This is a genomic window from Vibrio sp. MED222 (assembly GCF_000153005.1).
Taxonomy (GTDB): domain Bacteria; phylum Pseudomonadota; class Gammaproteobacteria; order Enterobacterales; family Vibrionaceae; genus Vibrio; species Vibrio tasmaniensis_A.
Map to the genome: position 1 here is coordinate 103,081 of NZ_CH902611.1, position 14,139 is coordinate 117,219.

Sequence of the window (14,139 nt, forward strand, 5' to 3'; positions counted from 1 at the left end):
AAAGTCAACATGGGTGGTTACGCGACGGGTTGTGCACTAGCAGAATCGGGCGTTATCAGTGGTTACGATATGACACCAGAAGCATCACTGGCGAAATTACATTATCTATTGAGCCAAGATTTAAGCTACGAAGAAGTGAAGGCTCAAATGCAACAAGTGTTACGCGGTGAGATGAGCTTATAAGCCTATCCTGCGATTCGTTTAGCCGAGGGCTTACCTTTAATCAAGCCCTCACGTAAACCTGAACTAAATCGTATTATTGTTTATAAATAAACAGCTTAACAGTCAAAAAGGGGTGGCACAGTGCCACCCCTTTGTTGTAATTTAAGCCTAATGATTAGGATTAACTCTAACAATATCTTCTTGGTCGGACTTAAACTGCTTCTTTAGTTCAGACTTTGATTTAAAGCTAATTTCTCCGCCGGCTGCAATTGTCATATGTTGAGCTTCAGAGTTATGTTTCGATTGATACAACATAACCGCCTGCATACACGAGTCGCGCTGCTCTTTAGAGAGCGCCGTTCCTTCTGGCCATTTCCCCGTTTCAACTGCATAGTTTAAACGTTCGTAGACCTCGGGGGTCATTGCGCTAAGAAGTTGTTCTGCATCCATGGTAAGGCCTTAGTTTTAACAATTTTCACCAGAAAATAACCCGTATCAGAATTGAGTCAAGAACCTGACTGAAAATAAGTGTATTTGATCACAAGTGAAGGAATATGAAAATTATGAAATGGTTGGTACTAAGCCTATTGCCTTTCACTCTGGTTGGGTGTTTTGACGGGAACAAAAATACCGCTCAATTGTGCGAAAGCAACCCGTGGCTTCAGTGTGAAAAGTTAAATATGAACGACGGACAGTGCCGTGTCGCACGTACCGACCTCGTCTGGCATCGATTTGAAGCAAAAGAAAACCCCAGCGATACCAATAAGATTAAAGAATTCGAATTAGTCTCTGCTTACAAAAAGTGTCTAGAGCTTGCTGCACAGATCGAAACGATTGATCAATCCAAACTTCAAGAACGTCGCTTCATCTCCTTAATGAATAGTATCGAAGAGTCTGAACGTATTGTTAACGAACTCTCGCGATCAAATACCCCGGAAACGCTTTATTTTATGTGGTCACAAACTGGGGATACCAACGCAAGACGCAGTTTCCTGCAATTAGAAGGGACAGAAGCATTAAACACAGCAGAGATGCAATATGCGCTAGCCACTTTTTATACTACCCGTGACCATGAAAAAACGCTTAAGCTACTCAATAATGCGTTAACGCTTTCTAATGGTTCGAAGGTCAACACCGAGATCTTCAAATCGATGGCGAGTATCAACCACAGCCTTGGGCATATGGAAAAAGCGTACGTCTGGGCAATGGTTGCCAAGAACTTTGATGTGCCTATTGCTTCGGAAGCAGAACTTACCGTGTTGTACCGTTTCGATGAGTCAACATACGAACAACTAAATGAAGACGCGGACAATATAGTCGACGCTATTGAAGATGAGGTTTACAGCCCTTCGATTGTCCCTCGTTACTGATCGCACTGTTCTCGTTTTCTAGTCCAAACGTTCTATTCACGAGCTTTCAAAAAAACAGCTACCATGATGGTAGCTGTTTTCGTTTGTGCTAGAAATAACTCTGAAATACTGAGCTACTGGGCAGTTCAGTACCACTCAATCAACAAATACGCCTGTAAGGATTAGACAATTGTGACAAGTTATTTGGTAGTTTCGTCATTTTTGTTGAAAATTAACGACACAGAATTAACACAGAACCGTTCACCGGTTGTCTTCGGACCATCAGGAAAAACGTGACCTAAATGGCTATCACAAGCGGTACAACGGATCTCTACACGCTTCATTCCGTGACTTAGATCTTCTATATAGCGTACTGCTTCATCATTCACTGGGGCATCAAAGCTTGGCCAACCGCACCCTGAATCATATTTGTTATCCGACAGAAACAAAGGGCTTTCACAGCATGTGCAGCTATAGACACCCGTCTTATGGTTGTGCAGTAACTTACCGCTATATGGGGCTTCGGTACCACGTTGACGACACACAGAAAATTCATCGTCCGTTAGGCGTTCACGCCAGTATTCATCAGGCTTTATCATATTTCCTCCCTTTTGAATCACGTTAATATCTCTCCACATTATCAGTTATTATATTTACTTTTTTCTATAAAGGCTTGCATATGAGTCGTTTTGTAGCACATACTTTCTCACCAGGAAACATTGTACATATACACTCATAAGTGAATCATCATTTAGAGGTATTTTACCCAACTGGAAGGGTACAGAGCCACTCGCAATGGTCAATTTTCAACCACTTACACCCAATTGTTAAGAAAAGCGTCGCTTTTTTTTGACATTAAACAAGTTAAGTCGGATTATCTATTGCAGATGTATACTGGATTCTGTAATTTTACTACCAGTTATCTTTAATCAGAAATTAAGTTGTGGAGCAACTACAATGACTATCAAAGTAGGTATTAACGGTTTTGGCCGTATCGGCCGTTTCGTATTCCGCGCAGCTCAAGAGCGTGCAGACATCGAAGTAGTAGGTATTAACGATCTAATCGACGTAGAGTACATGGCATACATGCTTAAGTACGACTCAACTCACGGCCGTTTCAACGGTACTGTTGAAGTTGAAGGCGGTAACCTAATCGTTAACGGTAAAACTGTACGTGTTACAGCTGAGCGTAACCCAGAAGACCTTAAGTGGGATGCTATCGAAGTAGACGTAGTTGCTGAAGCAACTGGTCTTTTCCTAACTGACGAGACTGCACGTAAGCACATCACTGCTGGCGCTAAGAAAGTAGTTCTTACTGGTCCTTCTAAAGATGCAACTCCAATGTTCGTAATGGGCGTTAACCAAGCATCTTACGCTGGTCAAGACATCGTTTCTAACGCTTCTTGTACTACTAACTGTCTTGCACCTATCGCTAAAGTACTTAACGATAAGTGGGGCATTGAGTCTGGTCTTATGACTACAGTTCACGCTACTACAGCAACTCAAAAAACTGTAGATGGCCCTTCTGCTAAAGACTGGCGCGGTGGCCGTGGTGCTTCTCAAAACATCATCCCATCTTCAACTGGTGCTGCTAAAGCTGTAGGCGTTGTTCTTCCAGAACTAAACGGCCTTCTAACTGGTATGGCTTTCCGTGTACCAACTGCTAACGTATCTGTAGTTGACCTAACTGTTAACCTAAAAGAAGCTGCATCTTACGAAGAAATTTGTGCTGCAATGAAAGAAGCTTCTGAAGGCGAAATGGCTGGCGTTCTTGGTTACACTGAAGACCAAGTAGTATCACAAGATTTCATCGGTGAAGTTCAAACTTCAGTATTCGATGCTAAAGCTGGTGTTGCTCTAACTGACAAATTCGTTAAAGTTGTATCTTGGTACGACAACGAAATCGGTTACTCAAACAAAGTTCTTGACCTAATCGCTCACATCTCTAAGTAATTTCTTTTTAGAAATAGCTTTAGATAAGCATTAGCGAAGACTGTTTTGAGCAGACTTTGAAAAAGGCGACCTTAGTGTCGCCTTTTTAATACCCGCTATCTTTTAAACCGCGTCTGTCTAAGCTCATCAAGATAGCCCACACGTAAAATTCAATTCTAATACTGACTCTGCTTGTTACTCATGAAAAATCAAGCATCACTCTAGTCAGCATTTGAATTCAATTTCCTTAGAAGGATCATGTAATGGATTTATCTACTCTACCTGCACTGTCGGTACTTTCTGACAACGTCACTATCGTTGAGCACGAAGGTGTAAAACTAGTTCGTGTTATCCACGATAAAGCAAACGCAGCGATTTCGTTGTTTGGTGGTCATGTCGTGTCATTCCAACCGCAAGGTCAAGAAGACCTAATTTGGATGAGCCAACAAGCTAAATTCGATGGCAAAACGGCTCTGCGTGGTGGTATTCCAGTATGTTGGCCTTGGTTTGGTCGCATTGCAGCCCCAGCACATGGTTTTGCACGTTCAAGCGAATGGCAATTGGTTGAGCACCGTGAAAGCGAAGCTGGCGTGATTGTTAGCTTAGGTCTGAAGCCAAGCGAAGAGACGCTAGCAGTATGGCCTCATCAGTTTGATGCACGTTTGAATGTTGAGATCGGCGAGCAGCTAAAAGTAACGCTGGACGTGAAGAACACTGATTCTCAGCCATGGACTTTCTCTGGTGCACTGCACACTTACCTAAACGTTGGCGATATTCACAACACAACCACAACGGGTATGGGTGCTGAGTACATTGATAGCCTACAAGGTGGCAAGATCTGCCAAGGTGGTGCTGAACTGGTACTGACTGACACGATTGACCGCGTTTACACGCAACCAGAAACGCAAATCTTTGTTGCTGACAAAAAGCTGGATCGCACACTAACGGTTGAAAACCACGGTCATAACTCTGCGGTACTTTGGAACCCGTGGGCGGAAGGGGCTGCAAGTATGGGCGACATGCAAGACGACGGTTATCTAACCATGATGTGTGTCGAGTCAACACTGCACGCACCAAGCCTAGAAGCAGGCAAAACGTTACAGCCTGGCGAAAGCCACCAGCTGATTACAGTGATTGCTTCGAAATAAACTTAAAGCTACGCCAATTAGATACGAAAATGCAGCCCATGAGCTGCATTTTTATTGCCCCTAACCCTCTCTATCTCTATCTCTATCTCTATCTCTATCTCTATCTCTATCTCTATCTCTATCTCTATCTCTATCTCTATCTCTATCTCTATCTCTATCTCTATTCCCATGACCAGTTTGTAAGTTAACGCAGACAAAATTTATCTACTCTGATTCAAATACATTCCAAATTACATTTCATATCTCATACGCCACAATTTATAAATATAACTATCAATTCATTAATTCTTATCAATTACTGCCTATGAATAAGTTCTTATGATAGGAGGCTCAATAACAAACTTATCTAAAACCACTTAACAACACCTCAATGAAGACAGGATAATGAATTCATGTTCGAGAAATACAAAAATCAAAGTGTTGGCTTCCAACTTAAGTTGGTCATTTTGCTGTGCTTACTTATCGCCTTTGGCTCTATCGCAACGCTCGTGTATCGCAATGCCTCACAAGTATTATTAGACAACACGTTAAGGGAACACCAATCCAAAGTAGAAGCGATGGCCAAAACCATATCTGGCCAATTCGATGCCTACCTGCATACCGCCAAAGTTTTAGAATCCACCTTTCGTAACGGTTACCTAGCAGGTGTTTATGTTGAGAATTACGACGTTGAGTTCAACGGTCATTCCATTCCTAACCTGACTCAATATGGTGAGAGCCTAATCAACGACACTAAACTCGTTGATAGCTTTACTCGCGACACCGGCGCTGTAGCAACCCTATTTGCCCCATTTGGCGATGACTTTATTCGCGTGTCTACTTCTCTTAAAAAACCGTCAGGGGAACGTGTTGTTGCCACAACGTTAGGCAAGGATCATCCTGGCTATAACAAACTCAAAAATGGCGAAGCTTATTACGCGCAAGTGAAGCTCTTCGGCCAACGCTACATTACCTACTACGCGCCTTTAACGAATGCACAAGGCAAAGTTAACGGTGTCTCTTTCATTGGTCTACCCGTAGAAGAGGCGACACAAAACCTGTTCGAGTCATTGCGTTCTGTCTCATGGGGCGATACTGGCTATACCATCATCGTTGACAATGAAGAAGAGCATCAAGGCCAGTACTTACTGCACCCTACTAATGCTGGAGGTGATAAATCTATTGTGGATGTTGCCGACTACGACGGTAACAAACCTTTCTATCAGCTCTTTGAGCAGCCATCCGGCTTGATTCTCTACCCTTTTGAGTATCAAGGAACAGTGGGCGAAAAATACCTCGTCTATACCGAAGTCCCGGGGTGGAATTGGAAACTACTTGGCGGCACATTTATTAATGAAGTCACTAAAGGCAGTGACGAACTGCTGAAACTTATCGCGATAATCGCGACCTTGATTGCCGCCGCTACCATCGTCGTGTTAACGCTCGTATTGAACCGTACGTTGACGCCGTTAACGACTTTAAACGAATACATGATGCGCTTAGGAAAAGGCGAAGTCAGCTTACATATTCCAAACAACGGCAAACAGACTAAGAATGAAATCAGCAACCTAAATACCGGCGTTGCGAATATGGCTGCTCAATTGAATACACTCGTTGGAGAAATTCGTACGACCAGTGATCAAGTACAAAACAGCTCTAGCAGTGTGTCACAGGATGCTAGCCACAATCTGAGCCAATCTGACCGCCAGCAAGCACAGGTTGAGCAAGTCGTTACCGCTATTGAAGAGATGGCTACCTCGGCAGAATCTGTAGCGCAGCAAGTGAATAGCATTGCTGAAAATGTTCGCCTAGCCAATGAAGACAGCCAGAAAGGTTTAGAAGTCGTTGAAGGTGTGTGTATTGATGTTGCCCAGCTAAATGATCAATTAGACAAATCAGCATCGGCCATCGAGCAAGTGAGTTCTGATAGCGAAAGCATTCAAACCGTCACCAAAATGATTGATGACATCGCAGAACAAACCAACTTACTTGCGTTGAACGCTGCAATAGAAGCAGCGCGAGCGGGTGATCAGGGGCGTGGTTTTGCCGTGGTCGCTGACGAAGTAAGAACATTGGCTCATCGTACACAAACGTCAGTACAAGACGTAGTGAGCATCATCGAGAAGTTAAAATCTTCAACTAACAATGCCGTGAACCTGATGACACAAAGCCAATCAAATGCCAACCAAGTACTTGATAAAGCGCAAGAAGCAGGCACAGCCCTAGAGTCGATTGCCTCTCAAGTTGAATCTATTGCTTCTCAAGCTGAAACCATTGCTGCGACATCAGAAGAGCAAGCTCAGGTTTCTCAAGAAATAGCAGCGAACGCGCATGCGATCAGCGATTTGAACCAGCAAAGCCGTGAAACCAGCGCTAAGACCTCTCACAGTGCTGATGAACTTCAAAAACAAGCTGAGTCGTTAAAGAACCAAGTTAACTTCTTTAGCTAAAAGCCGAGTTCACTGTTTCTATCAGTGACTTGCTCATAACCAATAGAGCCAACCATACGTTGGCTCTATCTCTTCACTGACAGCCTCTGTATCTTCACTAATTGCCGTAAACCAAGACAGCTGCGTTTATTCTAGCGCCCCACAATGCTTCCTGTTAAAATTTTGGACTTGAAATTTCTACCTCGAGTTCGCAATGACTTACCAATGCCCTTTGTGTCACCAACCTTTATCTCAAAACGATCGTACGTTTAAGTGTGAAAAGAACCATCAGTTCGACCTAGCGAAAGAAGGCTATGTCAATTTGATGCCAGCACACCACAAACGCTCAAAAGATCCAGGTGACAACAAAGAAATGATGCAGGCTCGTCGCCGCTTCCTTGAAGGCAACCACTACGATCCAATGCGTCAAGCCGTTGTTGGTTTATGCGCTAGCTATCTGCCAGCAACCGCCCCTAGCCTATTAGATATCGGTTGTGGTGAAGGTTATTACACCAATGAAATTGCGGTAAACCTTCAAGAAAAGAATGGTGCGACTTTTGGCCTAGACATTTCTAAGATTGCTATCAAATACGCAGCTAAACGCTACCCTGCTGTCGACTTCTCAGTCGCTTCGAGCCATCGCCTGCCCTTTGCGGAAAACAGCTTAGACGGCATTCTACGCATTTATGCGCCTTGCAAGGCTGAAGAACTGCAGCGCACCATCAAAGACAATGGCGTGGTGATCACCGTGACCCCTGCTAGCCGACACCTGTATCAGCTGCGTGATGCAATTTATGATGGTGTTCGCTTGCACGACGAAGATCCAGAAATGATTGAAGGTTTTACTCTTGAGCACCAAGAGCAACTAAACTATATGATGGAACTATCGGGGTCAGACGCATTCGACCTGCTACAGATGACGCCGTTTGCTTGGAAAGCGAGTGAAGAGTTTAAACAACAACTCATTGATGCTGAGCAATTCAACTGTGAAGCGGACTTTATGCTGCGAGTGTACCGCAAACAAATTTAATTGATATTGATTATCGTTTGCATTGAAATATCATCTTGCCTCCTTTAGTATGCGTGTTCTTCAAGGAGGCATTTCATGCAACGTATTATTCTTATCGGATTAGCTACCCTGCTCACAGCTTGTGCTAATCAACCTTCAAATAGCACTTCTCAACAAGTGGCTAACACGCAAACGGAAAACGTTTCCACATTCTATGACTACCAGTTTGCTTCTCCACAAGGCGAAACGCTTTCTCTCGATGCATTACCTAAACAGCTGATTGACGCTGATGTGGTTCTTATTGGCGAATGGCACACTCACTCGGCAATCCATCGCTTCCAAACCGATTTCTTAAAAGCACGTCGCAACGCCACATCAAACATCGCGCTTTCAATGGAACAATTCACTCGAGAACATCAAGACACATTAAACCAATATCTCAATGATGAAATTGGCGAACAAATTCTTATGCCTCAAGCGGCTGCTTGGCCAAACTACGAAAGTGATTATCGTGCACTGGTTGAGTTCGCTAAAACCAACAACGTCGATATCATTGCGGCAAACGCACCAAAACCCTTTGTACAGTGTATCGGCCGTAAAGGATTATCCTATCTAGATCAGCTAACGACGGAACAACGTCAATGGATTGCTTCAGAAGTGGATACTGGCGATAGCCCTTATAAAGAAAAGTTCATGGCTTCGATGCATCACGGAACACCAGAGCAAACAGAAAAACAGTTTGCGGCTCAAGTCACATGGGACGAAACCATGGCAGAGTCGATTGTTGATTACCTCGCATCAAACCCAGATCAGCAAGTGATTCATGTTGCTGGCAAGTTCCATACAGAAGATGGTTTAGGCACAGCTGCATCGATTCTGCGTCGCAATCCCGATCTAAAAATTGCGATTATCAGCCCAGTTAAGGAAATCGCTTCAGATAGCAGTGACTACCAGCTCAAAGTGCTTTCTCCACCCGCTCGCTTTGTTAAAAAAGAGAACAGAATGAAGGCATACAAACACCTATCTAAGCGCGGCGCTAGCCTAGAGTGCGACTAAACCATTCTTATCCATTCTTATCCATTCTTATAAGAGAACGAAACGATGGGCTAATTCTAGATAACTAGCCCATCGACAGAGCTTCATTGGCTCCTATCATCCACTCTAACTCTATATAACATTCAAATTCCTTATCGGCACAAGATTTGCTTAATAACTAGACGGTTTGACCAAGCAGACGAAAAAACAATGTGCGAATAAAAAAACATCACCACGGTGATTAAATGCACAAGTTTTTCACACCTCTGCCGATACTATATTTAAGGATAGGTAAGGAGAGCGATATGACACCAGTAGGAACGAGTAATACTCAGCTGTATTCACCTGCGAAAATGAACGCACAGAATAAAAGCACCGAGGCTGAAAAGCCTGCTCCACTCAAGGTGGAACAAAATACCGTTAAGCTTTCCGATGAAGGAAAAGCGCTATTATCTGCTCTTAAACAAATCGATAAAGAATCCAAAAAATTCGAAGCGGAAAATGCAACCGTTACAGATAAAGTTGAATCGTTCGCTCACGGCGCATTAGGCATGGACCACCCAGACAAGGTTGAAGAAGAGGATGATGGCTCATATTCAGCGGGGCAATTCTTGTCCGCGGCACTTACCGTAGGTGGCATCCTTATCGCTTTAGTCTAACTTTTTGCTTTAACCTAATTTCGCTTTAGCCTAACTTTACAGCTCTGCTTCTCTATTCTTTCATTACCTACCTTTTATTGAATAGAAGCAATTTGTCGTCACGACAACAGACCTGATTTGGTCTAAAAAACGAGTTCATTCCATAATTCCGCTCTCATTTTAATGGAATAATACTCGTGAAAAACACTTTTGAGCTTATTGATAAGCCTACCTTCTTTGGTGCTATTGCACTCCTACTCACGATAGTTTTCCCGCTCATTTTGTTCCCAGCACAGGGCGCAGACTGGATTGCGGTTGCGAAAACATTCATGACGGATCAACTTGGATTTCTATATCTTGCTCTAGGCCTAGCTGCTTGTGCCTTCATGGTTTACGTTGTGTTCAGTGATATGGGACAAATTAAACTGGGTGAAGCTGATGAAGAACCTGAGTTCAAAACTGCATCATGGGCAGCAATGCTTTTCTGTGGTGGTATCGGCGCAAGTATCTTGTACTGGGGCTGTATTGAGTGGGCTTACTACTACCAATCACCGCCTTTCCAACTAGAACCCGGAAGTGAAGAAGCGGTTCGTTGGGCGGCAACTTATGGTTTGTTTCACTGGGGACCAATCGCTTGGTCTATCTACTTGATCCCAGCGATTCCTATCGCTTACTTCTTTTATGTGCGTAAACAGCCTGTTCTAAAGATCTCTAGTGCGTTAATGCCTGTTCTTGGTGAACACCGCAGTAAAGGCGTACCTGGAAAAATCGTCGATATCCTATTCATTTTCGGTCTACTGGGTGGCGCCGCGACAACACTAGGTTTAGCAGCACCTCTCATCACTGAAGGCTTAAATCACCTATTCGGTCTACCTAAAAACAACCTTACGCAAGCAATGGTGCTTTTAGTTTGTACGGCAATTTTTGCTTACTCTTCTTATGCTGGCTTGGAAAAAGGCATCAAGATCCTGAGTAACATCAATTTCTGGGGTGCAATGGGTTTACTGACTTTCGTTCTGATCGCCGGTCCAACAATCTTCATGCTAGAAACAGGTTTAGACTCTATTGGTCGTCTACTGTCTAACTTCTTCGTGATGGCAACGTGGGCTGAACCATTTGGTGGTTACGGTACCTTTGAGAACACGCACTTCCCACAAGACTGGACCATTTTCTACTGGGCGTGGTGGCTAGTATTTGCACCAAGTATGGGCCTGTTTGTTGCGCGAATCTCTCGCGGAAGAACCATCAAACAAATGGTGTCAGGTTCAATTTTCTTTGGCTCTCTAGGTTGTTTCTTGTTCTTCATGATCCTAGGTAACTATGGCCTATCACTACAACTTTCTGGTGAACTGGATGTAGTAGCGATTTTGAATGCAGAAGGCGCTACCAAAGCTATCTTCTCGATGCTTGCGCAACTGCCAATGAGTACACTAGTTATCGCGGTATTTACGCTGCTGTGTATTATTTTCACTGCAACGACATTTGACTCAATCTCATACATCCTAGCGTCTGTTGTGCAAAACAACGTGACCGAAGAGCCAATGCGTTGGAACCGTATGTTCTGGGCATTCACACTGTCGTTCTTGCCAACGATTCTGATGTTCTTGGGTGGTCTAAGTACGCTACAAACGGCAGCAATAGTTGGTGGCTTACCGCTACTGGTGATCTCTGTGATGCTGATGATTTCAGCGGTTCGTGCAACTAGCCTCGACCTACGCCATCAAGACGCGTACATCGAGCCAACGATCAATATCGAAGAACTACCAGATATGGACCCTTGGTCTGCAGAAGGTATGGCACTGGCTCAATTTGAGAAAGAAAGAGATGCAGCACAAGAAGCTGCAGAACTTGAGCGTATTGCTTACACAGAACTTGCCGCAGTGAAGAAAGAAATTCGCGCTTATGTGCTAGAACAAGATTCACAAATGGAAACTCACGAGTTACCAGAGAACCTACAACAAGCACTTGAGCAGGCCGAGAGTAATCTTAGTGCCGCACAAGCGAAAAAAATCGAGTTATCTGAGCAAGCTCAGAATGCTCGTATCACGTTCAACCAGGTGGTTGCAGACTTACCGCTTGCTTGACATTAGCCATGACACAGTCCATTGATTTGGACCCTCCTAAATACGACAAAGGCTCACAGAAATGTGAGCCTTTTTTTATGCTTTTCAAAAAATTGGAGTTATTGCTCAATTTCACATTGATGAAATAAATATGAAACGACTTTGACACAAATCGATGTTCTAATCATCCCGCTTATATAAAAAGGGATAACCAATGAAGCACATTATAAAACCAATCATTGCCGCAGTGGCAACCTCAACACTTTCATTCAACGTACTTTCAGCAGAAATCAAAAACGTCATTCTGATGATTGGCGATGGAATGGGACCTCAACAAGTTGGCCTGTTAGAAACCTACGCAAACCAAGCACCAAACTCGATCTATAAAGGGAACAAAACCGCCCTTTATCAACTTGCTCAAGAAGGGGTTATTGGTTCATCCCTGACTCACCCAGAAGATGCAATTGTGGTCGATTCTGCTTGTTCAGCCACCATGCTTGCAACCGGTATCTACAGTGGCTCAGAAGTGATTGGCATTGATTCTCAGGGCAATCATGTTGAGACGGTTCTTGAGAAAGCTAAAAAGGCAGGTAAAGCAACAGGACTCGTGTCCGATACGCGCTTAACTCACGCCACGCCTGCTGCATTTGCTGCTCACCAACCTCACCGTTCGCTAGAAAACCAAATTGCTAACGACATGCTAGAAACTGGTGTTGATGTAATGCTTTCGGGAGGGCTACGTCATTGGATCCCTAAATCGACCAACGACAAAGGTGAAACCTATAAGCAACTTGAAAAACTGACTCAAGGTGATGTTTACCTAAAATCAAAACGTAAAGACGACCGTAACCTTCTTGCAGAGGCAGAGAAAGACGGCTACCAACTGGCATTTAACCGCAGCATGCTAGAAGATGCTAAAAGCGATAAGCTACTTGGCCTGTTCGCCTACTCAGGCATGGATGACGGCATCGCTTACAGCAACAAGAAAGAGAGTGGCGAACGTACTCAACCAAGTTTGAAAGAGATGACACAAAAAGCCCTCAACATCTTATCCAAAGATGAAGACGGCTTTTTCCTAATGGTCGAGGGTGGCCAAATCGACTGGGCGGGACACAGTAACGATGCCGGCACTATGCTGCATGAACTGCTCAAGTTTGATGAAGCGATCCAAACTGTGTATGAATGGGCAAAAAATCGTGAAGACACGATCGTGATTGTGACCGCAGACCACGAAACAGGATCTTTTGGATTCAGCTACTCTTCTAACGACCTACCAAAACCACAAAAACGTTCTGGTGAAGCCTTCGCCGACCGCGACTATGCACCTAACTTCAACTTTGGCGCATTCGATATTCTTGATGGTTTATATAATCAAAAGCAAAGCTACTACGGCATGATCAGCGAATTTCAGAAGTTGGATAAAGCGCAGCAAACACCTGAAAAACTGGCTGAGATCGTCAACAAGAATAGTGAGTTCCCTATTACAGCTGAACAAGCGAAAAACGTATTAGCGAGTAAGCCGAACCCATACCGATTGGCTCAACACAAATACTTATCGGCAGAAGAAGTGCCTGCTATCAACGATTTCGATGCATTCTTCCCTTATAACGACCGCGGAAACTTGCTTGCTCGTGAACAGGCAACAAGTCAAAACATCGTTTGGGGTACAGGTACACATACTCACACACCAGTGAACGTGTTTGCTTGGGGCCCAGCAGAGAAAATACTGCCCGTTTCAAAAATCATGCACCACTCAGAACTGGGTGAGTACATTAAACAACAAGTAAACTAGCCTGAATCTTTTTTACTCGTTTTACTTAGCGCCCTACGGGGCGTTTTTTGTTTTAAGCCTTTAAGTTAAGTAATTAAGTAATTAAGTAAATTTAGGCGACGCCAAATAGCAAAACAGCCGCTCAAGAGCAGCTGTTTTTAGAATAACTAGCGATTTGGGTGATTCAAGATGTGGTCTTCCCAATCGACAACATCGATTTCGTATACCACTTTGTTACGAACACTTTCACCTGCAGCATGCATCTCTGATTTAGAACCTGTAATCAATGGGTGCCACTCAGGAATCGGCTTAGATTCAGATAGAAGACGGTAAGCACAAGTATCTGGTAGCCAGTGAAACTCATCGATTTTGTCACGAGTCAACTTCAAACACTCTTCACCTGAAGTGAATCGGTTCGGGTAATCTTTACACGAACATGTTTTGTCGTTTAACCAGCTACACGCCACATTAGTGTAGTAAACTTCATCGCTATCTTCATCCATTAGTTTATGTAGGCAACACTTACCACAACCGTCACACAGTGATTCCCACTCGTTCTCGGTCATTTGCTCTAGTGTCTTTTCTTGCCAAAATGGAATCGTCATAGGATTACTTCTTACTCTT

General features: G+C 43.8%; 13 protein-coding genes and 1 pseudogene. 11 read left to right on the plus strand and 3 right to left on the minus strand.

Annotated elements, in window-relative coordinates:
* A pseudogene (gene ansA / locus MED222_RS02680) lies at positions 1-183 on the plus strand (asparaginase); the annotation flags it as partial.
* A gap of 147 nt (positions 184-330) precedes the next feature.
* Here the strand turns inward: ansA and MED222_RS02675 are convergent.
* Entirely contained in the window at positions 331-612 is a 282-nt protein-coding gene (locus tag MED222_RS02675) for a YeaC family protein (protein ID WP_009848655.1), read from the minus strand.
* 113 nt (positions 613-725) lie between these two features.
* Here MED222_RS02675 and MED222_RS02670 point away from each other — a divergent pair, with 113 nt between their 5' ends.
* The gene (locus MED222_RS02670) at positions 726-1,532 is read left to right on the plus strand and encodes a DUF2989 domain-containing protein (RefSeq protein WP_009848656.1); all 807 of its coding nucleotides are present in this window, start codon (positions 726-728) and stop codon (positions 1,530-1,532) included.
* Between the two features lie 179 nt (positions 1,533-1,711).
* Here MED222_RS02670 and msrB read toward each other — a convergent pair whose 3' ends face one another.
* Positions 1,712-2,110, minus strand: a complete 399-nt coding sequence (msrB, locus tag MED222_RS02665; RefSeq protein WP_009848657.1) for a peptide-methionine (R)-S-oxide reductase MsrB — start codon at positions 2,108-2,110, stop codon at positions 1,712-1,714.
* Between the two features lie 358 nt (positions 2,111-2,468).
* Here msrB and gap point away from each other — a divergent pair, with 358 nt between their 5' ends.
* The 9 genes from gap to MED222_RS02620 all read left to right on the plus strand — a co-directional run bounded on the left by gap (position 2,469) and on the right by MED222_RS02620 (position 13,536).
* Positions 2,469-3,464, plus strand: coding sequence for a type I glyceraldehyde-3-phosphate dehydrogenase (gene gap / locus MED222_RS02660; protein WP_009848658.1), 996 nt, complete (start codon positions 2,469-2,471; stop codon positions 3,462-3,464).
* Between the two features lie 242 nt (positions 3,465-3,706).
* Positions 3,707-4,591, plus strand: coding sequence for a D-hexose-6-phosphate mutarotase (locus MED222_RS02655; RefSeq protein ID WP_009848659.1), 885 nt, complete (start codon positions 3,707-3,709; stop codon positions 4,589-4,591).
* A gap of 54 nt (positions 4,592-4,645) precedes the next feature.
* Positions 4,646-4,774 carry a hypothetical protein gene (locus MED222_RS22760; RefSeq protein ID WP_269667544.1) on the plus strand — a complete coding sequence of 43 codons (129 nt, stop codon included), beginning with the start codon at positions 4,646-4,648 and terminating at the stop codon, positions 4,772-4,774.
* Between the two features lie 209 nt (positions 4,775-4,983).
* Positions 4,984-7,020: a methyl-accepting chemotaxis protein gene (locus MED222_RS02645; RefSeq protein WP_009848661.1), complete on the plus strand. Its 2,037-nt coding sequence runs from the start codon at positions 4,984-4,986 to the stop codon at positions 7,018-7,020.
* A 193-nt stretch (positions 7,021-7,213) separates the two neighbouring features.
* Positions 7,214-8,029 (plus strand): 23S rRNA (guanine(745)-N(1))-methyltransferase, encoded by an 816-nt coding sequence (gene rlmA / locus MED222_RS02640; protein WP_009848662.1) that lies wholly within the window; start codon positions 7,214-7,216, stop codon positions 8,027-8,029.
* Between the two features lie 75 nt (positions 8,030-8,104).
* Positions 8,105-9,064, plus strand: coding sequence for a ChaN family lipoprotein (locus MED222_RS02635; RefSeq protein ID WP_009848663.1), 960 nt, complete (start codon positions 8,105-8,107; stop codon positions 9,062-9,064).
* A gap of 284 nt (positions 9,065-9,348) precedes the next feature.
* Positions 9,349-9,702 (plus strand): hypothetical protein, encoded by a 354-nt coding sequence (locus MED222_RS02630; protein ID WP_009848664.1) that lies wholly within the window; start codon positions 9,349-9,351, stop codon positions 9,700-9,702.
* Positions 9,703-9,878: 176 nt separating this feature from the next.
* The gene (locus MED222_RS02625) at positions 9,879-11,765 is read left to right on the plus strand and encodes a BCCT family transporter (protein ID WP_009848665.1); all 1,887 of its coding nucleotides are present in this window, start codon (positions 9,879-9,881) and stop codon (positions 11,763-11,765) included.
* Positions 11,766-11,958: 193 nt separating this feature from the next.
* Positions 11,959-13,536 carry an alkaline phosphatase gene (locus tag MED222_RS02620; protein ID WP_009848666.1) on the plus strand — a complete coding sequence of 526 codons (1,578 nt, stop codon included), beginning with the start codon at positions 11,959-11,961 and terminating at the stop codon, positions 13,534-13,536.
* 146 nt (positions 13,537-13,682) lie between these two features.
* Here MED222_RS02620 and MED222_RS02615 read toward each other — a convergent pair whose 3' ends face one another.
* Positions 13,683-14,120, minus strand: coding sequence for a YcgN family cysteine cluster protein (locus MED222_RS02615; RefSeq protein ID WP_009848667.1), 438 nt, complete (start codon positions 14,118-14,120; stop codon positions 13,683-13,685).
* Positions 14,121-14,139: the final 19 nt, after the last annotated feature.

What these genes read in the sequence shown, in the direction of transcription:
- gap (WP_009848658.1), top strand. Translation starts at nt 2,469, where the DNA reads ATGACTATCAAAGTAGGTATTAACGGTTTTGGCCGTATCGGCCGTTTC.
- msrB (WP_009848657.1), bottom strand. Translation starts at nt 2,110, where the DNA reads ATGATAAAGCCTGATGAATACTGGCGTGAACGCCTAACGGACGATGAA.
- MED222_RS02630 (WP_009848664.1), top strand. Translation starts at nt 9,349, where the DNA reads ATGACACCAGTAGGAACGAGTAATACTCAGCTGTATTCACCTGCGAAA.
- MED222_RS02655 (WP_009848659.1), top strand. Translation starts at nt 3,707, where the DNA reads ATGGATTTATCTACTCTACCTGCACTGTCGGTACTTTCTGACAACGTC.
- MED222_RS02645 (WP_009848661.1), top strand. Translation starts at nt 4,984, where the DNA reads ATGTTCGAGAAATACAAAAATCAAAGTGTTGGCTTCCAACTTAAGTTG.
- MED222_RS02620 (WP_009848666.1), top strand. Translation starts at nt 11,959, where the DNA reads ATGAAGCACATTATAAAACCAATCATTGCCGCAGTGGCAACCTCAACA.
- rlmA (WP_009848662.1), top strand. Translation starts at nt 7,214, where the DNA reads ATGACTTACCAATGCCCTTTGTGTCACCAACCTTTATCTCAAAACGAT.
- MED222_RS02675 (WP_009848655.1), bottom strand. Translation starts at nt 612, where the DNA reads ATGGATGCAGAACAACTTCTTAGCGCAATGACCCCCGAGGTCTACGAA.
- MED222_RS02670 (WP_009848656.1), top strand. Translation starts at nt 726, where the DNA reads ATGAAATGGTTGGTACTAAGCCTATTGCCTTTCACTCTGGTTGGGTGT.
- MED222_RS02635 (WP_009848663.1), top strand. Translation starts at nt 8,105, where the DNA reads ATGCAACGTATTATTCTTATCGGATTAGCTACCCTGCTCACAGCTTGT.
- MED222_RS02615 (WP_009848667.1), bottom strand. Translation starts at nt 14,120, where the DNA reads ATGACGATTCCATTTTGGCAAGAAAAGACACTAGAGCAAATGACCGAG.